Below are 26,861 nucleotides of genomic sequence, written 5' to 3'. Positions count from 1 at the left end.
ATAATCAACTATAGCAAAATAGGAAAAAGATGCAATAAGAAATAGCCACCAACCCCATAAAAAAAATAAATAAGCTGCAGGGAATCCTGCAGCCCTCCTCAATCAAAATGTAATTTATAATCTTTGGACTTGATCCAGTTCCACTTTTTTGTGAATAGATATAATAGTAGCACGTTCAAAACAAAAGGCAGTAAAAAGAAAACAGCTACCATGATAGTAATATTAGCAGTTGTCCATCCTCCATCGGCAAGCTGCATATAGTTCAGCGGTCCAACAAATCCCGACAATCCAAATCCTGCACTATATGGCGTTCCTTCGATCTTCAATAATCCTGCCAATGCCCCCAATACTGCCGCTGTCAAAAACATGGGCAGTGCAATACGGGGCTTCATGAAGAAGTTTCGCATTTGGATTTTTGGAGAACCGAGAACATGTGCCAAAGCAGTACCAAGTGAATTGGCTTTATAACTGGCAATGGCCAACCCGACACCCGCTGCCACAATCCCAAGATTGGCCGCGCCAGATCCGATGCCAGCCAAGGAAATGACCGTCGCCACACCGACAGTGGATATGGGAGACAAAATAATGAAACAGAAAATAACTGCAAGAAGTGCTCCCATTATTATTGGCTGCCATGTTGTCATCCCTGCGATTCCTTCCCCTATAAGTCCAGTACCGCCTTTTATGTAAGGTAATAAAATCAAACCTATCATACCAGGGACAAGTATACTTAAAGTCGGCAGCAGGAGGATGCTGTATGCCTTCAATCTGTCCCCGATGAATCTTACGAATAATACTGCCAATGCTGCTGTTATGCCTGTATTGATGACAATACCGATACCTTGCAAAGCAAAAAGGCCATCCGCCGTTTTCTGGATCGCTCCGCTTCCGACCATGGCAGCTATGCCTACACTCGCTGTCTGTATGGGTGTCAGCTTGAATGAGATACCTACCATAACACCAATCAACACAGGCAGCAGGCTCATGACGAAAACTGTTGTGTCATACACTGCTTGCAAAACAGGCGCGTGGGGTATTTCAAGCTTCAGCAGTTCACCTAGCAGTGCATTCGGAATCAAAGCAACGACGATGCCGATGCTCATGCCATTCAGCAGCTTGCTGAAAAATTCTTTCATCTGCTTCTCTCCTCTCATATAGCGTTTGATTATAGATAAGCAATTATGAATTGTCAATATATTCAGACCAATAAAAAACTCATCCGGATGGATGAGTCTTTCTTATCTTGTTTGGCCATTGCCTTTCATGACATATTTATAAGTGGTCAATGCTGGCAGTCCCATCGGACCTCGTGCATGAAGTTTCTGTGTTGAAATACCAATTTCAGCTCCGAATCCAAGGGCATGACCATCGGTGAATCGTGTTGATGCATTATGATAAAGTGCTGCTGCATCGACAGCTTTCATGAATTTGCCGACTGCTTCATCATCTTCAGAAATGATAGCCTCCGAGTGCTTTGTTCCATAACGGTCGATGTGGGCGATCGCTTCTTCCACTGAATCGACGACACGCACCGCTACATCCAGACTAAGATATTCATCCGTCCAGTCCCCTTCAGCTGCAGGAGTGCAGTCAGGCAGCATTTCAACAGCTGTCTCATCGCCATGTGTCTGAATGCTATTTTCACGTAATGCCTGTACCAATGCATCTTTGTTTGCTTCCAGCCATTCACGATGGACAATCAGTGTCTCCAGGGCATTGCATACCGCCGGACGATCCGTTTTGGCATTCAGGAAAGTTGCCAGTGCCATATCGACCTTTGCAGTTTTATCAATGTACATATGACAGTTGCCCACACCCGTTTCCAGTACAGGTACTGTCGCAGAATCAACGACAGCTTGAATGAGTGAGGACCCGCCGCGGGGGATGAGTACATCAATATGCTCCTTCATCGTAAAGAGCTTTGCCGTCTCTTTCCGATCCGTCGATTGGATGAGCTGAACTGCCTCGGCAGGTACTTTCGTCTCCTGGAGTGCTTTCTTGATGACCTCCACGATTGCTGTATTCGTATGAATGGCCGATGATCCGCCTTTCAAGACGATTGCGTTACCGGACTTCAGCGCAAGACCTGTCGCATCTGCTGTCACATTCGGACGAGCTTCATAAATCATGCCGATGACCCCAAGCCCAACTGTGATACGGCTGACATGCAAACCGTTTTCCAATGTCCATTCACTGACTACCTGTCCAGTCGGATCCTCCAGTTCAACAACTTCTTTCAGTCCGTTGGCCAAATCTTCAATACGCCCACGAGTCAATTTCAAACGGTCAAGGAATGCTGCTTCAAAGCCTTTTTCTTCCCCAGCCTTCATATCCTTGTCATTCGCTGTGAGAATCGCTTCATATTCTTTCTCCAAATGCCCTGCCACTGCAAGCAGTGCCTCATTTTTATCCGCAGTCGTCAAAAGTGCAAGCTTTTTAGCTCCTGCTTTCGCTGCAATGGCTTGCTCTTCGACTGTTACTACTTCTTTTATTTGCTTCACGGTTTTCCTCCTTCAGTCATCGAATTGGTACAGTGTGTTCCAGCTCACAGACAAATGCTTCCTGATCGACGATGGACTCTTTCCTATTTCGTACCGAGCCTCTCAATGCTTGCCAAAGCTCTGACGCAGCTTGATTTACGATGCCAAGTCCGATTCGCGCTCCTGTTTCGTCCTGAATCCGAACGACATCGCCCTTTTTAAAATTTCCCTTGATCGAACTGATATCGGCAAACTCTATCGAAGCTGGCACTTGGCTGGTTCTCTTGATGATAATTTCGCCCTCGGGACCAGAATTGAAGGCAATCCACTGTTTCTTGCGATTCAAGTAATCCATATCTTGATCAGCTTCGAAATACGTGCCGCCTGCCTGGCCCAATACCGAACGATAAATGATATCTTCTTCCGTCGCATCTCCAAGGAAACCTTTGATACCTGATGCCAATGCAATCTTGAATGCATCCAGCTTTGACTTCATGCCACCGGTTCCGACTGCACTCCCTGCATCACCTGCTGCTGCCTCGATTTCGGGTGTGATGGCTTGCACACGCTCAATGCGTGTTGCTTCCGGATTATTGACTGGATTATCCGTATACAGTCCATCAATATCGGACAGTACCGCCAGAAAGTCCGCGCCGACCAAACCGGCAACCTTAGCTGAAAGTGTGTCATTATCTCCAAAGCGCAGTCTGTCGACTGTTACGGTATCATTTTCATTTATGATCGGGATGATACCACGATCAACTAAGACATTTAACGTATTTCTAACATTATTATAACGGGTTTCGTCCGAGAAGTCCCCTCGGGTAATCAAAATCTGCGAGGCTACGTAGCCATGGGACAAGAACAAATCTGAGTAAGCTTCCATCAACAAGCCTTGGCCGATTGATGCAGCTGCTTGTTTTTCCGGCAATGATTGCGGTCTTTCCAGAAAACCTAGCTTGCGATAACCTGCCGCGACAGCTCCAGATGATACAAGCAGCACCTCATAGCCATTGTCTTTCAGTTTCACGAGCTGCTCCACTAGCTTCTCCAGCTTCTTCCGGCTGATTTCTCCATGCAGGCTGGTCAATGAACTGCTTCCGATCTTGACGACTATCCGTTTCGGTTCTGTTGCTTGTATAGAAATGATGATATCCTCCAGTTTTTTATTTTTCCCTTTCGTACATTAGCGTGCCAGCAGTTGTTTTTTGAGTTCCTCGCTGATTTCATTTGATCGTTCTGCCGCTGATAGAATTGCTTTGGTCATCGCTTCTCCTGCTCCCGCCTCGTTCAGCGCTTCCAGACCAGCTGCGGTCGTCCCATTCGGGGAAGTTACTTTCTTTCGCAGCCTGGCGGGTTCTTCCTGCGTTTCCAGTAGCATTCTGGCCGCACCAAGCATTGTCTGTGTTCCGATCTTTCTTGCTGTTTCCTGATCGAATCCCGCGGCAACACCGGTTTCCTCGAAATGCTCCATCAGCTTATAAAAATAGGCAGGTCCGCTTCCAGCCATACCGGTGAAGACATCCATTTGATTTTCTTCGATGACAAATGCTTCACCAAACGTCCGGACCAGCTCCTTGACCAATGCGAGCTGTTCAATGGAAACATACCTCCCTGGTGCAATCGCAGTAGCTGACTCCCCAATGGTACTGGATGTGTTAGGCATGATACGAACAACGGGTTGGTTGTCTGGCAGATAATGCTCGATCTGTTCATTCTGGATACCTGCTGCTACCGATATGATCAGCTGTCCTCTCCGAACCTTCTCTTGCAAATCGATCAATGCAGCGGTCATGTCCTTCGGTTTCATCGCAAGTATAATCACATCCATACCATGCCAATCCACCTGTTCCTGAGGAATTGAGGTAATGCCATAGCGCTCCTGCAGCTCCTGCAGACGTTCCACATTCGTTCGGTTCGTCACATAAATCCGCTCATTTTGGAGACTGCCCGAAGCCTGCATTCCGGCGATCATTCCCTCTGCCATTGATCCTGCTCCCACATACATAATCCGTTTGTTAGTTAAGATACCTAATCGCTCCTTATTATTAGAATATTTCGTTCCTTGTTAACAGTTATCTATGCTACCACTATAGGACCCTATGTCAAGGAATGTGACGACTCCAATGCCCGTCCCACCAACGATTCAGCCTCATGAGCTAAGCATTGTAAACGCTTCACAAATTATTCTCCTTCACGTTCAAGGAATGGTCATAATATCCTCCATTTTCCTACTTGTAAGGGCATGAAAATTGCCCTAAGCTTAGGCTTGTACTACTTTACTCATTATTACTTTTACTATAGAAGAAAAGGAGTTGTCCTATATGGAGGCACAAAAAGAGCCGTCGGTATCGAAGAAGAAGCAGCAGAAGCGTCGGTCGCTTTATCAGTCTGTCTGGCGCTGGCATTTCTATGCAGGTCTTATCATCATGCCATTTCTCATTATTTTGGCTATCACTGGCAGTGTTTACCTGTTTAAACCTCAAATCGAGGCAGCCCTTTACAAAGACTATTATGAAGTCACTCCTCAAACTACTGTCACAACTCCATCCGAGCAGATTAATACAGTGGAAGCTGTGCACCCGAACGCAGCAGTGACGTCATATCGTCCAAGTGACAGTCCGGACCGTTCAGCAGAGATAGGTATTACAGAAGACGGGAAAGCTTATACCGTTTACGTTGACCCTTATGAAAATGTCATACTCGGTAAATTAGAAGACTCCTTCAAACTCGTCAATGTATTTGAAAAGATTCATGGTGAGTTGCTGATGGGAACTGTCGGGGATCGTATTGTCGAGTGGGCTGCTTGCTGGGCGCTGATCTTGATCATTACTGGTGTCTACCTAGGCTGGCCGAAGATGAAAGGAAAATCGAAAATCCGCGGGGTCCTTATTCCTCGCCTGAATAAAGGGAAAAAGCTGCGGGCACGTGACTTGCACGTGGTTCCTGCATTCTGGATTTCATTAGGTCTGCTCTTTCTTATTTTGACAGGCCTTCCTTGGTCAGGGCTATGGGGAAACAATTTCCAGACACTTACTACAAATGCAGGTGTCGGCTATCCCCCTTCCGTGTGGGTTGGGGATGCTCCTGCTTCTGATGTGAAAACAAAGGAAATCGCAGATGTGCCTTGGTCAGCTGAGAATCTGCCAGTTCCAGTTTCGACAAATCAGCAATACACACAGCTTTCTGTAGACGATGTTGTGTCGATAGCGGAAGAGGAAGGTGTAAAGCCGGGATATACTATCATGATTCCGCAAACACAGGATGGCGTGTTCACTTTATCTGCTTTCCCGCCGCATGCCCGTGATGAAGTGACGATGCATATCGATCAATACACTGGCGCGGTCTTGGCGGATTACCGCTATGATAATTATCATACGCTCGGTAAAGTCATCGCTTACGGCATTACCATCCATAAAGGCACGGAATTCGGAATCTGGAATCAGATTATTGGTCTCCTCGTCTGTATCGGAATTGTCGGCATTGCTGTGAGCGGCTTCATCTTATGGCTCTCCAGGAAACCAGAAGGCAAGCTAGGCTCGCCGAAAGCACCTTCCGACAAAGTCATGAAGGGTGTTATTGTACTTATCATCATCCTTGGTATCATCTTCCCGCTTGTCGGAATTTCGATTATATTCGTGTGGTTGTTTGACCGGTTTGTCATTCCGCGTGTACCCGCACTGAAGAGGTTCTTCAATGCATAAGAAAGGGGAAAACAGATGCGACTCATTAAATTATCACCATTGTTACTGACGTTCTTCTTCCTTGCTGCATGCTCGGCGGATCCCGAAGCGGCTGATCATTATGCCAAACGGGAAGAAGTGAATGTGAACATTGAAGCTCCTGCATCCATCGAAGCTGATTCTGCTCCGCAAATCGATGTAAAGCTGACTCAAGATGGACAAGCACTCGAACAGGAAGCATCCGTCAATTTCCTTGTCTGGAAAGATGAAAATAAAACAGATGCAGAAGAAATTCCAGCGTCGCTTGATGCAGACGGATCATATCATCTTGAATATAACTTCCCATCGGATGGTGTTTATTTTATAAAAGCAGATGTAAAAGTGGATAACATCCATTTGATGCCGACGAAGCAAATTCGTGTCGGAGAATTGACAGAGGAAGAGAAAGAAAAAATTCTACAAGAGCAAGAACAAAAGAAACAAAACGATAGTGGTACTCACCATCATCATTAATAGAAAAGCCGTATTTCTTCCGGAATACGGCTTTTTAAATTGGAAATTTCTGTTACGATAGAATGGTATTCCACTTTTTAAGGAAATGGTGATGCTTATGCATAGGCTTCGAACATATATAGAGAAAGTAGATTATGTCTATTTTTCCCTCGTTGTACTGCTCGGATTGGTAAGCTTAGTCAGCTTATATCAAGTACAGCTGCTGCAGGGGGAATACTTTGTCATCCAGCAAATCGTCTGGTATGTGATCGGATTGGGAGGCTGTTTTATCGTCTCCTATTTTCTTGATATGGATATATTGAAGCGCCTATCGCTCTTTGTTTATCTGTTTTTCCTGTTGTTATTGGTCGGCATCCTGATTGCACCAGCCAGCATATCCAAGGAGATCAACAATGCATACGGCTGGTATTCCATCGGCGGTTTTTCATTCCAGCCTGCCGAATCGATGAAAATAGGGTTGATATTATATCTGGCACAAGTAATCAGTAAAGGGACAGATGCATCTCCCTCTCTCAAAGAGGAAATGTGGCTTATCGGAAAATTGACGATAGTCACCTTGATTCCTGTAGCTGTCGTCATGCAATTTCCGGATTTCGGTAACGCGATGGTCTATCTTGCTATTTACGGTGCGATGCTGCTTGTCTCCCGCGTCCGGATCAAAACGATCCTGCTCATCTTCTCCATTCCATTAACGATCGTCATTGCATTGACGATTACATACTTCTTTGCAACTGACTTCTTCCTTGATCGGATACTCGGCATGCTGCCAAGCTACCAGGCAAGCCGTTTTTATGGCTGGCTTCAGCCGGAAAAGTATACTATTTCCGGTTACCAGCTGAACCAGTCCATCATGGCGATTGGTTCCGGTAATGTGAGTGGCTATGACCATCTCCCTCATGTACCTTATGCCTATTCAGATTTGATTTTTGCTGTCATTGGCGGCGTCTTCGGTTTTGCCGGGACCAGCATTGTGCTGATGCTTTACTTTATTCTGATCTATAAGATCATCATGATCTCCCAGCGTTATCATGATTCCTTCGGTTCCTTGGTCGGTGCAGGAATTGCTGGATTCCTCACATTCCAGATTTTCCAAAACGTCGGTATGAGTATCGGATTGATGCCTGTTACGGGGCTAGGTTTGCCGCTTATCAGCTACGGAGGGAGTGCGCTTGTCATTACGCTGGCTTCGCTTGGGTTGATTCTTAATATGCGTGTGAATACGATATCGTTTATGTTTGGAAGCAAATAGCGTTTACTTCTGCTAGCATATGCGTTATATTATTCGTAATTACTACTATTAAGGTGAGCGTATGCAGCATAAAAACTATTTGGCACTGGCCCTTCCACTGACATTATCGACAATCACGACACCGTTGCTCGGCGTTGTCGATACGGCGGTCGTCGGGCAGCTTTCCGATGCCTCGTATATTGGCGGGGTCGCCATCGGTACTGTCATATTCAACACGATGTATTGGCTGTTTGGATTCCTGCGGGTCAGCACCTCCGGGTTCGCTGCCCAGGCATCTGCAAGCCTGGATACAGAAGAACATGTCATGGCATTGCTGCGGCCTTTTTTGGTCGCCTTTATTGTTGGTTTGCTATTCGTTCTCATCCAGCAGCCGATTCTGCACTATTCCCTCTCCTTCCTTGGAGCGAGTGAGGCAGTTAATAGCAGTGCTTCAACTTATTTTTCCATCCGGATTTGGGGTGCACCATTCGCGCTTGCCAACTATGTCATCCTCGGCTGGCTGATTGGCATGTCTTATATCAAAGCGACGCTTGTCCTCCAAATCAGCACGAATATGCTCAATATCATCCTTTGCATTCTGTCTGTCCATGTGTGGGATTGGGGAGTGGCAGGCGTTGGAGCTTCTACACTGATTGCCGAGATTTTCTCCTGCGTATTCGGTATCTTGCTATTGCATAAATATGCCGGCAGCATCTGGCAGCATCCATTTGTTCATGCTTTGCGGCGTGCAGTGGATCCCAAGCCTTTGTGGCACATGATGAAGGTAAATCGTGATCTGTTCATTCGAACGATATGCCTGCTTGTGGTCTTTAACCTGTTTACGGCAAAAGGAGCTGAGTTCGGGGAAGATGTGCTGGCAGCCAATGCGATTTTGATTCAAATTCACTATATGATGGCATATTTCTTTGATGGATTCGCCAATGCATCCAGTATTGTCGCTGGCCGTGCGCTTGGGGAACGCAATGAAAAACTTTTCTCGCAGTCGCTGCGTCTATCTCTTCAATGGGGACTTGGTATCGCGGCGGCACTAGCGCTTCTGTTCCTTATTGGGCAGAAGTGGATTTACCCGTTGTTCTCCGATCAGCAGCATATCATTGAACTGACCGCCTCCTATGCCAACTGGCTTGTGTTGTTTCCAATTGTGGCTAGTCTGGGGCTCGTCTATTACGGCGTGTTTACAGGTGCGACGGAGGTACGCTTTGTTCGCAATTCCATGATTCTTGCTGTTGGGCTCTATTTAGCAGCACTTTATGCGCTGCAGCCGCTTGGCAACCATGGTCTGTGGATTGCTTTCCTGCTGTTTAGCCTTGGACGTTCCGTCTTCCTCATCATGTATGTACCAAAGCTGCGCCGGCTGTTCCAGCAGACGGCAGCAGCCTGAATCAGGCCTGGTGGCCTCCGATTTTCGTACTGCGTTCGATCGTCATCCCGGCAGCTGTATAGCTGCTGGCACGCAGTATCGCAGTAGTCCCGAAGCGTGCACGGATCTCATCCATCGCCCGGCTCAAATCCTTTTGCTTGCTTTTGTCCTCAAATAAGCTGAGCTGTGTCGCTTCTTCATTGTATAAATTGGTCAGGGAAACAGACACCCGTCTGATTTCGCGGCCTTTTTGGTAATGCTCATGAAATAATTCCAGACAGAGCTTATACATATCCGTCGTCAGATTCGAGGGGCTGGTGAATGAACGGGAGCGGCTGAATCCACCACCATGCTGACTCGCATACCCGATTGACAAGTGGACTGTATTGCCTTCCTTCTTATCCCGCCTTGCCCGTCTGCAGGCTTCCTCACAGAGCTCCAGGATGATGGTCGGAATCTCTTCGCCTCGGTAATTTCGCAGCAAGGTGATGCCATGACCATAGCTCTTCTGCTCCTGCTTGACGAAATCCCCGAGCACCTCGCTCTCATCGATTCCCCACGCATGCCAATACAATTGCTCCCCCATCACTCCATATCGTTTCTTGAGATGTTCCAAAGAAGCATGCGCCAAATGTCCGAGTGTGACAATGCCCATTCGGTTCAAGTTCCGCTGCATGCGGCGTCCGATTCCCCAAATATCCTGTATCGGAACGGGCCATAATAAACGCGGGACATCCTGATAGCGGCAAACAGCAATCCCTGAAGCTTGTTTCTTGGCATGGATATCCATCACGACCTTGGCAAGGAACTTATTATCCCCGATTCCAATCGCTGCTGTGACCCCGAATTGCTCCAAGATATCCGCCTGCAGCTTGACTGCTGTCTCTTCCGCAGTTCCATGCAGTTTTTCGGTACCATCGAGCGTCACCCAAAATTCATCGACCGAATAGACATGAATTGCTTCCATCGGGACATACTCATGCACAAGCTCGGTGATTGCCACCGAAACCTCCAGATAATCCTTCATATGCGCTTCGGCAATCACGATTTCCGGATCTTCCGGCAATTCGAAATACCGGCTTACATTGCTGATGCCATGCTTCTTCTTCAACGCAGGGCTGGCAGCAAGCACAATACTGCCCGGCCGCTTCGTATCCCCGACCACCGCAAGCAATGTCGTCATCGGATCAAGGTCGCGTTTGACGCATTCCACACTTGCATAGAAGCTCCGCATATCCACACACAATACCTCATGCTGCTGAAATCCGCTGTAATCCAATTTCTCCACCTCCAAAGGGGAACTAATGTTCTCGTATTAGATTACCCGATTTCCAGGTGTTATAGTAGCTGTAATTTTTGGATGGAGAGGAAAAACGAAAAAGATTACCTAGAACACCTGATTACACCCCTATTATTTGGTATTGTAGTTATGTAAAGGAAATTAAGAGGTGTTCAATATGAGAAAATGGTTGATTTTTCATTATGTAATAGGAATCTTAGCAGCAGCAGAAATTATATATGATCTCATTCTGGATAGACACATGAACTGGCTTTATCTAGCCATACTAATCAGTCAATTGTGTGCAATATATGCTGGAAAACGAGAACAAAACGAGCAAGCATCACATTAACTTCCTTTAGTAATGAACTGCGTCCTAAAAGTTAAAGTAACACGCAACTTTTAGGACGCCGCATAGTATCAGTTTTCCGGATGACTAAATGACTCCCAATTGCTTTTAAGGCAAATCTTTAAATTATATTAGCCCTCATTAAGAAAAGAAATGCTTCAGTGTTGATTGAATACCAGCTGCATAAGGGGTTCTGCACATCTGACTATGCTTCTGTTTTGCCTCCTCTGTTGCATTGGCAACAAGGAACCCATGTCCCGCATATTGCAGCATTTCGAGGTCATTCCCACTATCTCCAAAAGCATAGATCTGGGCAGGTTCCACCTTGCAGTAATTTGCTAAGAACTGAACAGCAGCCCGTTTTCCGGTTCTCAGTGGAATGAAATCAACATCATATGCCCCGTTCGGATCCCCTGCCCGCGGATTGCACGCATTCACATTCAATCCTATCTTAGCTGCAGCAGCTGCACGTCTTAATCTACCCATTACACCAGTCATATCATCCCCATCGGGAAAGTAATAGAAGTTCTTTTTGTACGCACTCTGCCCATGCGATGTCTGTGGTTGTAACGCTGTCCCATCCAGGGAAAGCTGATGAATCAGTCCATCCACGAGTTGATTGAATTCTTCTTGAATAGGTAAAAGTCGTCTCCAATCGTATATCTCCTTGAGTTCTCCATCGGCTGTTATCTGGTACAGTTCCGTTCCCAGATTAGCTGCAATGAAGTGGGGCATATAAGTCAGATGCGCACGTTCCATTTTATCAGCCAGGGCTGCACAATCACTTCCAGTGACCCAAGCTATCTTCACATGATGCTGCCTGGCAATTCGATTGAGATAGAGTTCCATAGCATGCAAATCCTTCAACTGCCCATCCTCGCACGCATGAGGAAAATAAGTTTCATCAAAATCAAAACAAATAAGCGCCTTGGTGCTATCGGTACTGGCAAAGCATCTTTTTGTATACATTATTCAATCACCTCCTTGGCTACCATAAAAGATGGGAACGTTCCCAAGTCAACAAGAAAAACAGATATGCTATGATATAGCTACATTTAAAGTCCTAGGAGCTGGTTGAATGCGTACCATCAACGATATCGCAAGGCAATGCGGCGTTTCCAAAAGTACTGTCTCCCGCGTATTGAACGGGCATCCTTATGTGTCTGAACAAAAGCGGCAGAAGGTCCTTTCTGCTATCGAGGAAACCGGATTCACCCCAAACAATCTGGCTGTTCAATTTCGTAAGCGCAAGACCTCTGCCGTAGGCATAATCACACCCCAAGTCGATCACCCTTATTTCGCATCACTCGTCCAATCATTATCGAATGCCTGTGCAGCAAAAGGATGGAAACCCGTTATCTTTCAAACATTCGGTGATAAAAAGCGCGAATTGGATGTATTCGCTAAGCTAAAACAGCGTGAGTTGGATGGTATAATCCTAACGTCATCAGCACTGGAAGCTTCCATTTTGGCCCATTGCCTAGAAAATGGTCCCATACTTATTTGCAATGAGAAATATGAAATTGATACGACTGTATGCAGCCTGGACGAAGAGAGTGCCGCCTACAAATTGACCATGCATATGCTGCAAACAGGCAAGAAACGTCTTTTATTCTGCCTCGACCAAATTTCTCCATCCCAAGAAGCTAGGTATAAAGGTTTTCTAAAAGCATTAGCTGAGAAAAATTTAGCAGAAGGCGCAAAACGCATAGAAGCAATGGTGACGATTGAGGATGGTATTCGTTTAGGAACCGAGTTATTTCGCAATAACCAATCGCTGATAGATGGTATTTTTGCCGGGAGTGATTTCGTTGCGGCAGGTATTTTGCATGCTGCCAAGCTGCATCAAATTTCTGTACCCGAAAAGTGCGCAGTCACCGGGTTTGATAACCATCCTATTTCCCGGATTACCGATCCACCGCTGACCACTTATGATAATGAAGTTGCTGCTATGGCAGAAGAAACTGCTGCGCAATTAGACTTGCAGCTAAATGGTAATACATATGCGACCAAACGTTTACTATGGAAGGGATATATTGTACAGAGGCATTCCACATAAGAAAGACCCGCGTTACGCTCACTTTTGTGCGTCGCGGGTCTTCTTATTAGGCTTTTACTTTATTGAAAAACTGCGGCAAATGCTCTTTATGCGCTTCCAACAGGTCATCGACCAAATTTTTCGCGATTTCATCCGAAGGTACAAGCGGGTTGATTGTCATCGCTAGCAAAGCGGTATTATAATCACCTGTTACAGCCGCTTCTGCACCGACACGTTCGAATGATTTGATTTGCTGTACGAGACCTCGTACTGGAACTGGCAGATCGCCGATTCCGATCGGTTTTGGACCTTCTTTTGTAATGACACAGTTGATTTCGATGGCAGAATCGTTCGGGATGCTTTGGATAGCCCCGTTATTGATTGTGTTCACTGTCTGGATATCGCGTTTGTCATTGTAGATGGAGTTGATCAGGCTGCAGGCAGCATCGCTGTAGTATGCACCGCCGCGTTTGGAAAGCTGCTCTGGTTTATGTGCCAGATTAGGATCCTTGTAAAGCTCGAACAAATCACGCTCTACGCCTTGAACGACCTCAGCGCGTGTACCTTCCGCATCTGCTGATTCAAGCTCAGCTTCAAGCATTTTGGAAGTCTGGTAATAATAACGATGATAAGGACAAGGAATGGCCTTCAAGCCTTTGATGAAACCAGGTTCCCAGCTGAAGAACTTGATGTTTTCCATCGTCATTTCGTTATCATCGCTTGTCATTTTATCCAAGACTGTCTCTGTCACGTTTTCACCGTCCAAATAGACGTTCAGGCCAAATACCATATGATTCAATCCTGCAAAGTCCACATGTACACGGTCCGCATCAGCACCGAGCAGCTCTGCTATTTCCATCTTCATTTTGATCGGCACATTACACAAACCGACGACATTTTTGATATTGGAATAACGAAGCACAGCTTCCGTTACCATACCAGCTGGGTTCGTGAAGTTGACGAGCCATGCATTCGGGCAAAGCTCCTCCATGTCTTTACAGATATCCAAGATGACCGGGATTGTCCGCAAACCTTTGAATAGACCACCTGGTCCGTTTGTTTCCTGTCCGATGACGTTATATTTCAATGGAATCCGTTCGTCCTTCGCCCGTGCATCCAAAAGGCCGACACGGAATTGTGTCGTAACGAAATCTGCATCCTTCAAGGCTTCCCGGCGATTCAATGTCAAATGCACATCGATCGGCAAGCCAGCTTTTTCGACCATGCGTTTTGCCATATTCCCTACGATTTCAAGCTTTTCTTTCCCTGCTTCCACATCCACGAGCCAAAGCTCTGTAATTGGCAATTCATCATAGCGTTTGATGAACCCTTCCACGATTTCCGGTGTGTAGCTTGACCCGCCGCCGATTGTTACGATCTTCAATTTTCCCATGATAAAAGCCTCCTATATGGTTACGTTTTAGATCTACAACCATAGCTTAATTGCTGGAATGCATCCCAGGTCAAGCACAAAATCGTAAGGAATTTGTAAACAGGTCGTCCAAAGCTTACAAAACGTTCAAATTCCGCTAAAATAAAGGTAAGAAAGCGATTTCCAAAGAGGTGATGTACATGAGCAATATCAAGCAGATTGCACAGATGGCTGGCGTTTCCCGCAGCACTGTTTCACGTGTCCTCAATCAACATCCTCATGTCCATGAAGATACTCGGCGAAAGGTTCAGCAAATCATTGATGAGCTGGACTATATCCAGAACAGCAATGCCGTGCAGCTGAAAAAAGGCAGGACGAATACAATCGGCGTCGTTTCGCCTTCCATCAGTCACTATTTCATGCAAATCGTCCAAGGTATTGCCGAAGCTGGCACCTCCTGCCAGTATCAAACCCTGCTGTATCAAACAAATGAGAAACCGGATCAGGAACTACAGGCACTGGAAATGCTGCGTCAAAAGAAACTTGACGGGCTTATAGTCCTGCGCTGCGGAATAGGCTGGAAAAAAGTTGCTGCCTATACGAAGTACGGCCCGATCATGACGTGCGAACCGCTGCAGCATCCCAAAATCCAATCCATTTATATGAATCATTATGAAGGGTTCCAGCTCGGCCTCGAGCATTTGATAGAAAAAGGCTATACCCGTATTGCCTGCACAATAGGAAGAGCAGAAAGCAGAAACAGTCTGGAACGAAAGAAGGCATTCGAGGATATTTTGCAAAAGCATAGGCTGCCCGTCCATCCCGATTGGATCCTGGATGAGACGTTCACAGTCGATGACGGACGCAAAGCTTTGCAGAAACTGTTGACTGGTAAAGAAATGCCCGATGCGGTAATCCATGCCAGCGATTATGTTGCAGCTGGCATGGCAGCCCAAGCACGAACAAAAGGAATCAGCATTCCCGATGAACTGGGATTAGTCGGCTTTGAATCCGACCAAAGTGATATTGCCGGACTGATGGAGCTGACACATGTACGCAATCCCCTTAAACAGATGGGAGCAGAGGCATTTCGCCGCATGTATGCGGAGCTGACCGCAACACCTTATACAGCAGCCGACCTTTCCTTCTCCCTGACTGAACGCCAATCCACTGCCCGAGGTGTGAAACCAGTGCAGATAGGAAGGGGGCATTAAAAAGTTCTATATGTATAATCGTTCCGCGTGCTAGGATAGTGGCATGGAGGAATGAATACGATGACGCTAAGAAAGGCTATCAATTTTACGATTTGTGCCATCCAACTAGGTATATTCATTATCTGGTTGATTGCGTGGGAACAACTTTCCACCAAAACGGGGTGTACAATTTGGGGAAGTTCGGTGGCACTCGGTGCAGCTATCTTCATTTTACGATTGCGGCAGAGTGGGAACAGCATTGGTAACAGTGATCGGCTATTAGGCTTAGCCACCATACTGAGTATACTGCTCGCAGTCGTTTCTGTTCTGATTGATTATACGGTTGCCTCGATGCCTTGAGCTGTTGCTACCGGAAATGACTTCATAACCACTTAAAGGAGCTGTTTTCCAAGCGATCTTTCCAAATCCCTATCTTTTTACTGCCTGCCAATCCAGTCCAAGGAGTAGGCAGCGGTGAGTCTGAAAAGGGAACCTACCCCAAAGCTTGAGATCGACACGGATGTTGTAATCGACACCACAGAACCGAATGACATCTCTTACGCCGCTTTACAAGACATTACTTTAAGAGAAGGCAGCACATCCGGTTCACTTGAAGTTCCTGACGCAACCGGATCAGATGGATAACGTACTGAACACAAGAGACAGAAAAGGAATAGCTGCCAAGCTACTCCTTTTCACTGAAGTCTTTTATAAAACGGCGGTGACTCCCGACCATCTTTTCCGGCAGTCCATCAAGCGGGAAAAAGGCCAACTGCATAGATTCTGCTTCATCGCGCATCAGCTCTCCCTTAAAACGATCCGTCCGATACACGATCGTCACATTGTAAAATTCATCACCATTGGCAGCAACGGCGAAATTATCTTTACCGGAATAAACATCAACCAGCTGCAGATCCTCAACCGTCAGACCTGTTTCCTCAAGGACTTCCCTGGCAGCGGTTTGTTCAGCTGATTCCCCCAATTCCATCAGGCCACCAGGCAAACCCCATGTTTCAGGCGGATGGATTCGCTTCTGTAACAGGATATGCTGTTTTTCATCCAGAAGCAGACATAATGCTCCCACCAAGATGACAGGCTGATGGCCGACATATTTACGAAGATTCTCTACATAACCCACGGGCATATCCCCTTTCTTTCAACCAGTTTACCAAATTTTCCATACGGCTGATAGAATTCTTTTATCCTAGTATGATACAGTAAATATATCAGAACGAACTAGGAGTGATCATATGGAAAAAATCATGTTCATCCAAACCGGCTTCGGTGTCGATGTCCACGGTCAGGACGTCACAAAAGCAGCGGTACGTGCAGTAGTCAATGCTATTCACACAAATTCCATGCCAGGCATCGCAAGCGTCCTGCCGGAAAATGACTTGCACAATATGAAAGTGAATGTCCGCTTGGCCGTTCCTGCAGACAAGGACAAATTGGATGTCGAGCAGGTGAGGGCAAGGATTCCATACGGTACTGTGACGGTAGAAGTGATCGATGGGGGAATGCTGACATCCAGCGCCATCTATTTGGAGGAGAAAAATGATAAGAACGATATGATGTATATCGTGAATGCATCTGTCGAGACAGGCTACTGAGATGATCGAGCATAAAATCTATAATATGGTGATGGTGCATAAGGAAGATCAAGTGCTTCTGCTGAACCGCCAGCACGATGACTTCAGTGGCTTCATCCCGCCAGGCGGAAAGGTCGATTTCCCGGAAAGTCTCACTGCAAGCGCCATCCGGGAAGTGAAGGAAGAAACAGGACTGGACGTCTGGGATCTCGAGTATAAAGGTGTCCAGCATTACGTGAATGATGAGCGGAATGTCCGTTATTTGATATTCTATTATGTAACAAACTCTTTCTCCGGCACGCTTTTGACCGATTCAAGAGAAGGCAATCCCTCCTGGTTCAATAAGACGGAAGCAATGGGACTGCCCATGCAAGATGTCGTCCGAACTGTCTTTCCGTTATTCTTCCAAAGAGGGACATTCGAACTCTATCTGCATAACGAGTCGGAAGCCTCTGATTATGAAGAAGAAATCCTGCGTACATGAACAGAAGGAAGCTGTCGGCTTCCTTTTGTATTATAAATGGCAATGAAGGTACCTCTTTATCTATTCCGATATAAAATTATAATTCATGTGATGGAATTGCTTTAAATCTAGTTTAATAGATAGGTATATTCACTTATTTTTGTAATAATCCATTATTTCACGTTCAGTCCTTACTTTCCCAACTTCCTACACCCTTTTACAATTTCCCATAATTCTGCACTATTTTCCCTGCTGCAGTTTCCCAACTTCCAAGCTGAACTTGTCGGATTGTGTGAACACATCTCCCAAAAACCGCACCATTTCAAGGGATAATTAATCTTCTTCCTCCCAAAGTACCATTGTAAATCTAGCAGTCTAGTCGCTATACTACCCTTTAAGGAAAACTTTACCTACATACGCTATTTGTTTTCCGACTATTTAAACTATTAGCACAGGGAGAGTGACTTGCTTGAAGAAGAATAAATGGATGGCTTCTGCGATGGCAGCCGTTATCGGATTCAGCACTTTTACATTATCATTTGCGCCAGCGCAGGAAGCCCAAGCTGAAGCGTCCACTGAGAAAGCATCAGCCGTGACGTACTCACCGAAAGCCTCACAAGGCGGTGCACCTTTCGATAGCGCAATCGCCAACGAAGATAAATTGATTGAATTACTCAAGGAAGAAGGAAAAATCAGTCAAGATGCTACCGAAGCGGAAGCTCAGGAAGCATTGAATGCTTATCTCAAGGAACGGGAAGAAAAAAGTGCAGAAGCTGCTAAACAACCTCTGCCAGAAGAGTTGGAAGAAGCTGCAATTGATGAGAAAGTCGTAAGTGACACCGACAAACCTAACAGCAATGCCGACAATGCAGCAAACAAATCCCAGAAGCAAGAAGCATTGAAAAAAGGCAAAGGTAAAGGAAAAGATAAGAAAAAGGACAAAAAGGTCGATAATGTGAAGGAAGAGAAGTATGAAGGCGAAGTACGCGAAGATAAAGTACTTGTCCTTGCGATCGACTTCCCTGATTACCAAAACAGCTCGATCACACCGGAAGAAACCGACATGTGGTATGAGGATTACACACATGATCACTACCAGAATATGATTTTCGGTGAGGATGGCTATACTGGCCCGGATGGTCAAGAATTCACTTCCATGAAGCAGTACTATGAGGAGCAGTCCGGCGGAAGCTATACCGTTGATGGCGAGATTGCCGGATGGTATACAGCAGACCACCCAGCCGCTTACTATGGCGCCAATGATCCTGCTCCGGACGGCAGTGATGCTGCAGCGAGGGAATTGGTGTATGAAGCTCTGACCAAAGCTGGAGAAGACCCGAATATCGACTTGAGCGAATACGATCAGTGGGATCGTGATGACTATGACGGTGATGGTGTCTACAATGAACCGGATGGTATCATCGATCACTTGATGGTCATCCATGCCGGAGTCGGAGAAGAAGCTGGCGGTGGAAGCCTCGGTGCCGATGCCATTTGGTCTCATCGATGGAATCTTGGCGGACTCGTTGCAGTACCTGGGGGAAGCTCCACAAGTGACCGTTTTGACGGACAGCTTGCCGCTTATGACTACACAATCGAACCGGAAGACGGGGCCATGGGGGTATTCGCACATGAATACGGCCATGATCTAGGCTTGCCGGATGAATATGATACAAACTACACCGGCCAAGGAGAAGCAGTAGCTTATTGGTCCATCATGGCAAGCGGAAGCTGGGCTGGTGATGTACCTGGAACAGAACCGTCTGGTTTCAGTGCCTATGCAAAAGAGTATTTGCAAAATGCCCATGGCGGCAATTGGCTGAGCGGAACGACAATCGAGGCGGAAGATTTGGATGACGACGGTGTCGAATTGCTGTTGGATGAAGCCGTGACAAAAGGTACGAATAACGATGTGATTCGTGTAAACCTGCCGGATAAGGAAACGGAAGTCACCAACCCTGCCAGCGGCACATACGCTTACTTTGGCGGTAAAGGAAATGACCTTGATAACAGCATGACAGCAACCTTGGATCTGACTGATGCCTCTTCAGCCGAACTGACATTCAAAACATGGTATGACATCGAACAGGATTGGGACTATGCTTCTGTCAAGGTGAATGGAGAAACCATTCCTGGTTCCATCACGACAACGGATAACCCGAACGAACAAAACCCAGGTGATGGTATCACTGGTACATCCGATGACTGGGTGGATGCTACCTTCGATTTGAGTGCCTATGCCGGCCAGGAAATCGAGCTGTCCTTGAACTACTGGACAGACGTTGCAGTGTCGAATGCCGGATTCTATGTGGATGATATCCAAGTGACAGCTGATGGCAGCTCTGTTCTTACCGACGATGCTGAAAGCGACAGTGCATTTGAGCTGGGTGGATTCGCACAGGATAAAGGTGTTTCCCTATCCGAGCACTACTACTTGCTCGAATGGCGCACACATAATGGTGTCGACATCGGCCTAGACCGTATCCGCCGTGGTGACAGCTTGATGAGTTACAACACCGGTCTTCTCGTTTGGTACGTCGATAACTCCTTTGATGATAACTGGACCGGTACGCATCCAGGCGAAGGCTTCCTCGGCGTAGTCGATGCTGATCAGAAGGCGCTGTATTGGAGCGATAAATCAGTTGCATCCACGCGTTACCAAATCCACGACGCCGCTTTCAGCAAAGACAAGTCCGAGAAGATGTTCCTCGATTACCGAGCAACGAATGGCCTGACACTGAAAGATAACCATACGAAGAACTATGATGAATTCGAGGATGATAACAATTACTTGAACAAAGCACTTCCAGATGCCGGGCGCAAAGTTCCGGAATACGGAATTGAGTTCGAAGTCAAAGCCGACAGCAAAGATGGTTCAGTTGGTAAAATTGAAATCTCCCGCGAAGACTGATAAAAAGAGAAGGAACCCATCATCATTTAAGGGTTCCTTCTCTTTTTGGTATCAGCACCCGGAATACAGTACCTTTTCCTTCCTCACTATTCACTTCTATCGCACCGTGGTGCGCTTTGACGATCGAATGGCTGATGGAAAGGCCTAGTCCGGCACCGCCTTGCTTGCGTGTACGCGAGCTGTCACTGCGGTAGAAGCGGTCAAATACATATGGTAAATGCGTCTTTGGTATACCAGTTCCGTTATCTTTGACAGCTATTTCGGCTGATTGATCTGTACTGACAAGACTTAGCTCTATTTCTCCATGTTCGGGATCTGTATGCTGCACTGCATTATAAAACAGATTCAGCAGCACTTGCTTCAATTTGTCTTTATCAGCTGCCACCACCAGGTGTTCTTCCACCGAAAACCGTACTTTCCTGCTGCCGGCGAGCATATTGAAATGCGGCTTCATTTCCTCCAAAACAGCACTCACTTCCATTTGCTCCAGTCTGATATCCTCGGCCTGATCCAGCTTTGTTAACAAGAGCAGATCCTCGACCAGCTTCTTAATGCGGGTCGATTCCTTGAGCATGCTCTCAAGCGCCGGATAAAGCTGTTCCGGTTTATCCGCTGCCCCTCTCAGTAATACCTCCAGAAATCCATGGATGGAGGTGAGCGGGGTCCGCAGTTCATGCGAGGCGTCTGCAATGAACTGCTGCATTTGCTCTTTGGCTTCACGTTCCGACTGGAAAGAGGTATCGATCCTTTCCACCATTTGATTGAAAGCATCTGTCAGACGTTTGATTTCTATCTGCTTTGTCTCTTCTTCCATACGCTCGGACAAATTCTCAGCACTGGTTCGCTCTACTTTCCGGATGATTCTGTGCAGCGGATCAAGTGCTTTTTTGATCACCCGTGTGTAGAGCAGGATTCCAGCAATCAATGCCGCAATAGCCAGGAGGAAAAATACCTGCAGCTGCCCTTTGATGACATCATTGATCGCTGCTGTTTCGGTGCCGGCCTGCAAATAACCATTTATCTCCCCGAACCGTCTATCAGCAACAATGACAACAAGCTGCTCCTTGCCGTCTTCATCCTCTGTCACAGCGTATTGGGCTGATTTGTCCTCTCTGCCATTTATGTGACTTCGCAGCTCCTCCAGATCCAAACGGGGACTGGCTAATCCATTTTCTTCTGATAAGTCCGTGTAGTTTCCCGATGTATCGATTCTGGCCAGGGAGCGATCGAACAGGAATGGCTGATGCATATCATCATCTTGTTCAAGCAGTGCCGGCGGCAGCGAATGCAGCTGGGATTGCATGGCATCTGCTTCATTCTGGTATAGGAAATCCTTCATCAGAAAATATTGCAGGATACCGACAACAACAAGGATGATAGCTAAAATGAAACAAGATAATGACACAATCTGTTTATTTAAGGTTCTCGGTCTCAACCGGCTTAATCGCTTCATTTGACGTCCAGGCGATAGCCTGCCCCCCTGATCGTACGGATGAGGTGCCTGTCTTTATCGTGGAGTTTTTCCCGCAAGGAGCGAATATACACTTCGACGATATTCTCCTCCCCATTGAATCCATATCCCCAAACTTTATCGAGTATCAATGCCTTGCTTAGCACAATCCCTTGATTCATCACAAGGTATTTGAGCAGCTCATACTCTGTCGGGGAAAGCTGCAGCAACTCTTCCTCCAAGTAAATTTCTTTGCGGCGATCATCGATCCGTATTGGACCAGCTTGCAGCGATTCGCCCAGTTCCGGAAATTGATTTCGGATCCGCGCTTGCATTCTAGCCAGAAGTTCTTCAAAACTAAACGGTTTGACGAGGTAATCATCCGCCCCATCATTCAGACCTCTGATACGATCATCCACTTGATCCCGTGCAGTCAGCATAATGATTGATAGCTTCCGCCCTTTCTTTTTCAGCATCCGGCACACCTCAAAACCATCCATCCCCGGCATCATCACATCCAATATGACAATATGAGGCTCAAATTGCTCTGCTTTGGCGATTCCTTGCATGCCGTCTGAAGCAGTCTCGACGATATAACCTTCGTTCTGTAATCCTAGCATCAAGAACTGCGTAATAGTCTGTTCATCATCGACGATCAATACTTTGATATTTTCCATTCTGTCATCCATTCTTTCATTTTTCTTTATTATGGAATATTTACCTGAAAACCAGCTGAAGATTCCTGATTTCTTCACTTTCAGCAAATCTTCAGCTAGCTTTCAAGTGCACTTCAGCACATGGCTCCATACTAGCAATTAGCCAAAGCGGGTGTGGCTCAGAAGCATTATAGCATGCCCCGAAAAAGTAAAGGAGATGGCAAGATGAATTTCTTGAAACGTGCTTTCTGGAGTATGAAAGCTAAAAAAGGAAAGACCTTATTACAATTGGTGATCTTCACCGTCATATGTGTATTCGTCCTATCAGGGCTTACGATTCAATCAGCAGCCAAAGCATCCAGTGAATTGGCAAGACAGGAACTGGGAGGATCTGTCACGCTCCAAGTCGACCGGGAAGCTGCCATGGAGAAGCAGCAAAGTGAGCAAAGCGAATCAGATGGTCCGCCACAGTTCACCAGTACACCGATCAGTCTGGATGATGCAGAGTCTATCGCAGCTTTAGAACATGTGAAGAGTTACAACTATACCGTTTCTGCTTCTGCCAATGCGGAGGACTTCGACATCATCGAAAGCAGCACATCCACTGATGACAGTAGTGAATCAGAAAATGCGGAGGCTCCTGGCGGTGATCAAGGCCGGGGCGGCATGGTGCAAGCTGACCTTACTGTAAACGGCACGCTGACTAGTGATGAAGCGGAAAGCTTCAGTGATGGCGAAGCAGAAATCGTGGATGGCCGCGGTATCGAAGAATCAGACGCTGGCAGCAACGTGGCTGTCATCGAACAGACACTCGCAGAGGAAAATGACCTGGCTGTCGGTGATACCATCACAATCAGCTCATCCAATGATGAAGATACAACACAAGAACTAGAAATCGTCGGTATTTACGAAACAAGTTCTGCGGGAAGCGACCAAGCCATGAACTTCTCCTTCCTGAATCCATATAACACGATTTACGTTCCGTATACAGCAGCTAATACGCTTAAAGGCGAAGACTACACGGATACGGTTGAGTCCGTCACATACCAAATGGACGATGCCGAAAACATCGAAGCATTCCTTGCCGCGGCTAAGAAAACGGACGTCGATTTAGACGTGTATGAACTCGACGCAAATGATGACCTTTATCAGCAAATGGTAGGACCAATCGAAAACGTTGCTTCCTTTGCGAAGAACATCGTCTATCTTGTGACGATTGCCGGTGCAATCATTCTCGCATTGATCGTTATGCTCTCCATCCGTGAACGTAAATATGAAATGGGTGTTCTGATGGCAATCGGAGAGAAGAAATGGAAGCTCGCAGGACAGTTCATTACAGAAATCGTTGTAATTGCCATTGTTGCAGTCGGATTGTCTTCCCTTTTCGGAAATCCGATCGCGAACGTACTAGGAAATCAGCTATTGGATCAGCAAACAACTGCTTCTGCCGAAACGGCATCCACATCCATGCAGCAAGGACCTGGCGGCGGTGGCGGTCCGATGGGAGGCGGCCCGGGACAAGCTGTCTCTGATGCATTCAGCCAGCCAAGTGAAGCAATCAGCAGTCTGAATATCAACGTGACATGGGAAAATATCTTGATACTAGGCGGTATCGGATTGGCAGTGGCGATCATTGCAGCACTCATCCCATCGATTTCGATCTTACGATTACAGCCGAAAAATATTTTAACGAAACAAGAATAGAAAGCAGGGGTATATATGACGGCACCATTATTGGCATTCAAAAACGTTGGCTATTGGTACACGGATAAAGAAAATGCATTATTTCAAAATGTGAATATCGATTTTCATAAAAATATATTCTATACGATCACCGGTACATCCGGATCGGGCAAAACCACCTTCCTGTCTTTGGCAGGGGGGCTGGACAAGCCGAAGGAAGGTGACATCGAATATGACGGGAAATCAATTCGTAAAATGGGGCTTGGCAAATTCCGTCATGATTATGTCTCCATCATCTTCCAATCATATAACTTGATTCCTTATATGACAGCCTATCAAAACATTGCATCAGCCATGGCAATCACAGGTAAAAAAGCGGAAAACCAGGAAGACTACATCTTAAAGATGCTGGCTAAAGTCGGTATCTCCGAGGAGCATGCCAAGCAGCGTGTCCTCACACTCAGCGGCGGGCAGCAGCAGCGTGTGGCCATCACCCGGGCTTTCTGCTGCGACACTGATTTGATTGTGGCGGATGAGCCGACCGGTAACCTGGATGACAAGACATCCAAAGAAATCGTGAAACTCTTTACCGATCTTGCCCACCAAGAGAACAAGTGCGTGATCATGGTCACTCATGACCCCCAGATCGCAGCCCAATCAGATGTAAACATACAGCTATCCAACGGCAGCTTCCGTATGCTGCAGCATGTCTAAAAAAAATGCGTATCCTTGATGGGATACGCATTTTTTTCATTTCCGTTTCAGTTTATAACCTACACAGATGATGATCACCCATACCGGCAAGATGAACAGTGCCAGACGATAATCCGGAATGAAGGCCATAATGACGACTATAGCGATTAAGAATAACATGACCAGATAATTGGATATCGGATAAAGTGGTAGTCTGAAAGAGAGTTTACTTGCTGCTTCTTTCCCGATACGTTTCCGGAATGCTAAATGAATAATAACAATCATAGCCCAGTTGATGACAACCGCAATCGTTGCAATAGCCATCAGATAGCTGAACACTTTTTCGGGAAACAGGAAGTTTACGATTACAGCTATCGCTGCCACTCCTGAGGATACAAGAATCGCTGCCACCGGAGCACCTGTCCGTTTGCCGACTTTGCCCAAGAATTTCGGTGCATTCCCTTGCTTGGCCAAGGAATGCAGCATTCGTCCATTACTGTAAAGACTGCTGTTATGCGCAGAAACCGCGGCAGTTAGGACGACAACATTCAATATACCTGCAGCAGCCGGAATACCGACGCCATCAAATATTTGCACGAAAGGACTGCTTTGACCGTCGATCTGATTCCATGGGAAGACGGACATGATGACAAGCAGCGCACCAACGTAGAATATCAATATCCGGTAGACAACTTGATTGATTGCCTTTGGTATCGTCTTCTTCGGTGTATCTACCTCACCAGCTGTAATACCGATCAATTCAACTCCGCCAAAACTGAACATGACAAGTACTAGTGACAAGACCACACCTGTCGGACCATTCGGCATGAAGCCCCCCTCATCAAACAGATTGGAGAAGCCAGTCGGAACGCCATTATTTCCAATACCAGTGAAAACGATAAGCAAGCCGAGGATAATCATCCCAATAATTGCGACAACTTTGATGATAGCAAAGTAGAACTCGAACTCACCATACAGTTTGACACTTAATAAATTGATGCATGTAATCAAGATCAGGAAGCCGAAAGCTGTCACCCAAGTCGGAATGCCCGGGAACCAATACTGGACATAGATACCGACAACCGTCAGTTCTGCCATGCTTACTGCCACATAATTGAACCAATAATTCCAGCCTGAGAAGAATCCAAAAAAATCACCTAGATTCCGATAGGCGTAATAACTGATAGAACCAGAATTCGGTGTATCTACAGACAGCTCACCGAGCGCCCGCATAATGAAGAAAATCATAATACCGCCAATCAGATATGCAAGCGCGATTGCCGGTCCCGCCAATCCGATTGAGGATGCAGAACCATAGAACAAACCTGTTCCTATTGCTCCGCCAAGCGCAATCATCTGTACATGGCGGTTTTTTAAACCTTTGTGTAACTCACTTGATGATCGATCATTTCTTGCCATGTCTATGCCCCTTGCCAACTATTACTCTTTCCTTGTTCTCGTCTGCTTCCATTCTTTCCTGACCGAAAGCAATAATCTGTATAAAGCAACAATATCCAGAAGCAGGGCAATGAAAAGATAATAGTAAAATTAATACCACAACGCCCGAAAGCGCATGGGTTATTCCATATGCTATATCAAATGAACACAAAGATAAACCGTAAAATCGAAAATGAATAGCCAGTTGTATGAAAAGGTTCAATACGTAATGAATCACATAAATCCAAAATAACTGATAAAAGTGATTCGATAACAGATCATCCCTGTCTTGCTGCAAAAATAGCCTTTTATCCCGTGCAGCGCCACGTTTATCCGAAGATGCACTCCTAGTGTGACCAACGTTAGATTGAATGATCCTATTCTTCTGCAAAACCTCAGCTGTTATCAACTTAATATCCTTACGATCTGCTTTTGTATATTTATATGTCCCTGAGTAATCAAA

The 26,861-nt window shown here is 46.2% G+C and carries 25 protein-coding genes and 1 pseudogene; 14 read left to right on the top strand and 12 right to left on the bottom strand.

The window, feature by feature from the left end; all coding sequences use genetic code 11:
* Positions 1-98: 98 nt before the first annotated feature.
* From AB1K91_RS00550 to proC, 4 genes and pseudogenes are all read right to left on the bottom strand, one after another.
* A complete protein-coding gene (locus AB1K91_RS00550; protein WP_413087387.1) occupies positions 99-1,136 on the bottom strand; it encodes a PTS sugar transporter subunit IIC in 1,038 nt (345 codons plus the stop codon).
* A gap of 102 nt (positions 1,137-1,238) precedes the next feature.
* Positions 1,239-2,501 (bottom strand): glutamate-5-semialdehyde dehydrogenase, encoded by a 1,263-nt coding sequence (locus AB1K91_RS00545; protein WP_413087386.1) that lies wholly within the window; start codon positions 2,499-2,501, stop codon positions 1,239-1,241.
* A gap of 16 nt (positions 2,502-2,517) precedes the next feature.
* Complete coding sequence (proB, locus tag AB1K91_RS00540) at positions 2,518-3,621, bottom strand: glutamate 5-kinase (protein WP_413087772.1); 1,104 nt, start codon at positions 3,619-3,621, stop codon at positions 2,518-2,520.
* Positions 3,622-3,666: 45 nt separating this feature from the next.
* Positions 3,667-4,515, bottom strand: a pseudogene (gene proC / locus AB1K91_RS00535) (pyrroline-5-carboxylate reductase); the annotation flags it as partial.
* Positions 4,516-4,804: 289 nt separating this feature from the next.
* On the opposite strand from proC, the gene AB1K91_RS00530 reads away from it, so the two are divergent.
* The 4 genes from AB1K91_RS00530 to AB1K91_RS00515 all read left to right on the top strand — a co-directional run bounded on the left by AB1K91_RS00530 (position 4,805) and on the right by AB1K91_RS00515 (position 9,306).
* Positions 4,805-6,184 carry a PepSY-associated TM helix domain-containing protein gene (locus AB1K91_RS00530; protein ID WP_413087385.1) on the top strand — a complete coding sequence of 460 codons (1,380 nt, stop codon included), beginning with the start codon at positions 4,805-4,807 and terminating at the stop codon, positions 6,182-6,184.
* A gap of 15 nt (positions 6,185-6,199) precedes the next feature.
* On the top strand, positions 6,200-6,676 hold the full coding sequence (locus AB1K91_RS00525) for a FixH family protein (RefSeq protein WP_413087384.1): 477 nt from the start codon (positions 6,200-6,202) through the stop codon (positions 6,674-6,676).
* 97 nt (positions 6,677-6,773) lie between these two features.
* Positions 6,774-7,925, top strand: coding sequence for an FtsW/RodA/SpoVE family cell cycle protein (locus AB1K91_RS00520; RefSeq protein WP_413087383.1), 1,152 nt, complete (start codon positions 6,774-6,776; stop codon positions 7,923-7,925).
* Between the two features lie 61 nt (positions 7,926-7,986).
* Positions 7,987-9,306 (top strand): MATE family efflux transporter, encoded by a 1,320-nt coding sequence (locus AB1K91_RS00515; RefSeq protein ID WP_413087382.1) that lies wholly within the window; start codon positions 7,987-7,989, stop codon positions 9,304-9,306.
* A gap of 1 nt (position 9,307) precedes the next feature.
* Here the strand turns inward: AB1K91_RS00515 and AB1K91_RS00510 are convergent, their stop codons facing one another.
* Positions 9,308-10,564, bottom strand: coding sequence for a DNA polymerase IV (locus AB1K91_RS00510; protein WP_413087381.1), 1,257 nt, complete (start codon positions 10,562-10,564; stop codon positions 9,308-9,310).
* Between the two features lie 178 nt (positions 10,565-10,742).
* Between AB1K91_RS00510 and AB1K91_RS00505 the strand changes: the two genes are divergently transcribed.
* On the top strand, positions 10,743-10,916 hold the full coding sequence (locus AB1K91_RS00505; protein ID WP_413087380.1) for a hypothetical protein: 174 nt from the start codon (positions 10,743-10,745) through the stop codon (positions 10,914-10,916).
* A 138-nt stretch (positions 10,917-11,054) separates the two neighbouring features.
* Here AB1K91_RS00505 and AB1K91_RS00500 read toward each other — a convergent pair whose 3' ends face one another.
* On the bottom strand, positions 11,055-11,882 hold the full coding sequence (locus tag AB1K91_RS00500) for an HAD-IIB family hydrolase (protein WP_413087379.1): 828 nt from the start codon (positions 11,880-11,882) through the stop codon (positions 11,055-11,057).
* 109 nt (positions 11,883-11,991) lie between these two features.
* Between AB1K91_RS00500 and AB1K91_RS00495 the strand changes: the two genes are divergently transcribed.
* Positions 11,992-12,972, top strand: a complete 981-nt coding sequence (locus AB1K91_RS00495) for a LacI family DNA-binding transcriptional regulator (RefSeq protein WP_413087378.1) — start codon at positions 11,992-11,994, stop codon at positions 12,970-12,972.
* A 46-nt stretch (positions 12,973-13,018) separates the two neighbouring features.
* Here AB1K91_RS00495 and AB1K91_RS00490 read toward each other — a convergent pair whose 3' ends face one another.
* Positions 13,019-14,344, bottom strand: a complete 1,326-nt coding sequence (locus tag AB1K91_RS00490; RefSeq protein WP_413087377.1) for a 6-phospho-beta-glucosidase — start codon at positions 14,342-14,344, stop codon at positions 13,019-13,021.
* A 179-nt stretch (positions 14,345-14,523) separates the two neighbouring features.
* On the opposite strand from AB1K91_RS00490, the gene AB1K91_RS00485 reads away from it, so the two are divergent.
* The 3 genes from AB1K91_RS00485 to AB1K91_RS00475 all read left to right on the top strand — a co-directional run bounded on the left by AB1K91_RS00485 (position 14,524) and on the right by AB1K91_RS00475 (position 16,161).
* Positions 14,524-15,537 carry a LacI family DNA-binding transcriptional regulator gene (locus AB1K91_RS00485; protein ID WP_413087376.1) on the top strand — a complete coding sequence of 338 codons (1,014 nt, stop codon included), beginning with the start codon at positions 14,524-14,526 and terminating at the stop codon, positions 15,535-15,537.
* A gap of 60 nt (positions 15,538-15,597) precedes the next feature.
* On the top strand, positions 15,598-15,876 hold the full coding sequence (locus AB1K91_RS00480; protein ID WP_413087375.1) for a hypothetical protein: 279 nt from the start codon (positions 15,598-15,600) through the stop codon (positions 15,874-15,876).
* Between the two features lie 114 nt (positions 15,877-15,990).
* Positions 15,991-16,161 (top strand): hypothetical protein, encoded by a 171-nt coding sequence (locus tag AB1K91_RS00475; protein WP_413087374.1) that lies wholly within the window; start codon positions 15,991-15,993, stop codon positions 16,159-16,161.
* A gap of 40 nt (positions 16,162-16,201) precedes the next feature.
* On the opposite strand, the gene AB1K91_RS00470 is transcribed toward AB1K91_RS00475, so the two are convergent.
* Positions 16,202-16,654 (bottom strand): NUDIX hydrolase, encoded by a 453-nt coding sequence (locus tag AB1K91_RS00470; protein WP_413087373.1) that lies wholly within the window; start codon positions 16,652-16,654, stop codon positions 16,202-16,204.
* A 112-nt stretch (positions 16,655-16,766) separates the two neighbouring features.
* Between AB1K91_RS00470 and AB1K91_RS00465 the strand changes: the two genes are divergently transcribed.
* The 3 genes from AB1K91_RS00465 to AB1K91_RS00455 all read left to right on the top strand — a co-directional run bounded on the left by AB1K91_RS00465 (position 16,767) and on the right by AB1K91_RS00455 (position 20,479).
* Entirely contained in the window at positions 16,767-17,126 is a 360-nt protein-coding gene (locus AB1K91_RS00465) for a Lin0512 family protein (RefSeq protein WP_413087372.1), read from the top strand.
* Position 17,127: 1 nt separating this feature from the next.
* Positions 17,128-17,589, top strand: coding sequence for an 8-oxo-dGTP diphosphatase (locus AB1K91_RS00460; RefSeq protein WP_413087371.1), 462 nt, complete (start codon positions 17,128-17,130; stop codon positions 17,587-17,589).
* Positions 17,590-18,055: 466 nt separating this feature from the next.
* Entirely contained in the window at positions 18,056-20,479 is a 2,424-nt protein-coding gene (locus AB1K91_RS00455; RefSeq protein ID WP_413087770.1) for an immune inhibitor A domain-containing protein, read from the top strand.
* Between the two features lie 22 nt (positions 20,480-20,501).
* Here the strand turns inward: AB1K91_RS00455 and AB1K91_RS00450 are convergent, their stop codons facing one another.
* Together AB1K91_RS00450 and AB1K91_RS00445 are read right to left on the bottom strand one after the other, a co-directional pair.
* Positions 20,502-21,914 carry a sensor histidine kinase gene (locus AB1K91_RS00450; RefSeq protein ID WP_413087370.1) on the bottom strand — a complete coding sequence of 471 codons (1,413 nt, stop codon included), beginning with the start codon at positions 21,912-21,914 and terminating at the stop codon, positions 20,502-20,504.
* A 14-nt stretch (positions 21,915-21,928) separates the two neighbouring features.
* On the bottom strand, positions 21,929-22,606 hold the full coding sequence (locus AB1K91_RS00445) for a response regulator transcription factor (protein WP_413087369.1): 678 nt from the start codon (positions 22,604-22,606) through the stop codon (positions 21,929-21,931).
* A gap of 204 nt (positions 22,607-22,810) precedes the next feature.
* On the opposite strand from AB1K91_RS00445, the gene AB1K91_RS00440 reads away from it, so the two are divergent.
* On the top strand, positions 22,811-24,289 hold the full coding sequence (locus AB1K91_RS00440) for an ABC transporter permease (RefSeq protein WP_413087368.1): 1,479 nt from the start codon (positions 22,811-22,813) through the stop codon (positions 24,287-24,289).
* Between the two features lie 15 nt (positions 24,290-24,304).
* Positions 24,305-24,982, top strand: a complete 678-nt coding sequence (locus AB1K91_RS00435) for an ABC transporter ATP-binding protein (RefSeq protein ID WP_413087367.1) — start codon at positions 24,305-24,307, stop codon at positions 24,980-24,982.
* A gap of 36 nt (positions 24,983-25,018) precedes the next feature.
* On the opposite strand, the gene AB1K91_RS00430 is transcribed toward AB1K91_RS00435, so the two are convergent.
* Together AB1K91_RS00430 and AB1K91_RS00425 are read right to left on the bottom strand one after the other, a co-directional pair.
* A complete protein-coding gene (locus AB1K91_RS00430; protein WP_413087366.1) occupies positions 25,019-26,380 on the bottom strand; it encodes an amino acid permease in 1,362 nt (453 codons plus the stop codon).
* Positions 26,367-26,807, bottom strand: a complete 441-nt coding sequence (locus AB1K91_RS00425; protein ID WP_413087365.1) for a hypothetical protein — start codon at positions 26,805-26,807, stop codon at positions 26,367-26,369. The genes AB1K91_RS00430 and AB1K91_RS00425 overlap by 14 nt, the downstream gene beginning before the upstream one ends.
* Between the last annotated feature and the right edge of the window lie 54 nt (positions 26,808-26,861).

The organism is Terribacillus jepli (assembly GCF_047228925.1).
In the GTDB taxonomy this organism is placed as follows: domain Bacteria; phylum Bacillota; class Bacilli; order Bacillales; family Amphibacillaceae; genus Terribacillus.
The sequence above is the reverse complement of the archived record's forward strand: the minus strand, read 5'-3'. Positions and strand labels throughout refer to the sequence as shown.

Bases quoted from the DNA above. Each gene is read 5' to 3' on its own strand.
- AB1K91_RS00530 (WP_413087385.1), top strand. From the start codon at position 4,805: ATGGAGGCACAAAAAGAGCCGTCGGTATCGAAGAAGAAGCAGCAGAAG.
- AB1K91_RS00490 (WP_413087377.1), bottom strand. From the start codon at position 14,344: ATGGGAAAATTGAAGATCGTAACAATCGGCGGCGGGTCAAGCTACACA.
- AB1K91_RS00480 (WP_413087375.1), top strand. From the start codon at position 15,598: ATGACGCTAAGAAAGGCTATCAATTTTACGATTTGTGCCATCCAACTA.
- AB1K91_RS00465 (WP_413087372.1), top strand. From the start codon at position 16,767: ATGGAAAAAATCATGTTCATCCAAACCGGCTTCGGTGTCGATGTCCAC.
- AB1K91_RS00435 (WP_413087367.1), top strand. From the start codon at position 24,305: ATGACGGCACCATTATTGGCATTCAAAAACGTTGGCTATTGGTACACG.
- AB1K91_RS00525 (WP_413087384.1), top strand. From the start codon at position 6,200: ATGCGACTCATTAAATTATCACCATTGTTACTGACGTTCTTCTTCCTT.
- AB1K91_RS00445 (WP_413087369.1), bottom strand. From the start codon at position 22,606: ATGGAAAATATCAAAGTATTGATCGTCGATGATGAACAGACTATTACG.
- AB1K91_RS00495 (WP_413087378.1), top strand. From the start codon at position 11,992: ATGCGTACCATCAACGATATCGCAAGGCAATGCGGCGTTTCCAAAAGT.
- AB1K91_RS00485 (WP_413087376.1), top strand. From the start codon at position 14,524: ATGAGCAATATCAAGCAGATTGCACAGATGGCTGGCGTTTCCCGCAGC.
- AB1K91_RS00550 (WP_413087387.1), bottom strand. From the start codon at position 1,136: ATGAAAGAATTTTTCAGCAAGCTGCTGAATGGCATGAGCATCGGCATC.
- AB1K91_RS00430 (WP_413087366.1), bottom strand. From the start codon at position 26,380: ATGGCAAGAAATGATCGATCATCAAGTGAGTTACACAAAGGTTTAAAA.
- AB1K91_RS00505 (WP_413087380.1), top strand. From the start codon at position 10,743: ATGAGAAAATGGTTGATTTTTCATTATGTAATAGGAATCTTAGCAGCA.
- AB1K91_RS00460 (WP_413087371.1), top strand. From the start codon at position 17,128: ATGATCGAGCATAAAATCTATAATATGGTGATGGTGCATAAGGAAGAT.
- AB1K91_RS00515 (WP_413087382.1), top strand. From the start codon at position 7,987: ATGCAGCATAAAAACTATTTGGCACTGGCCCTTCCACTGACATTATCG.
- AB1K91_RS00500 (WP_413087379.1), bottom strand. From the start codon at position 11,882: ATGTATACAAAAAGATGCTTTGCCAGTACCGATAGCACCAAGGCGCTT.
- AB1K91_RS00440 (WP_413087368.1), top strand. From the start codon at position 22,811: ATGAATTTCTTGAAACGTGCTTTCTGGAGTATGAAAGCTAAAAAAGGA.
- AB1K91_RS00520 (WP_413087383.1), top strand. From the start codon at position 6,774: ATGCATAGGCTTCGAACATATATAGAGAAAGTAGATTATGTCTATTTT.
- AB1K91_RS00455 (WP_413087770.1), top strand. From the start codon at position 18,056: ATGGCTTCTGCGATGGCAGCCGTTATCGGATTCAGCACTTTTACATTA.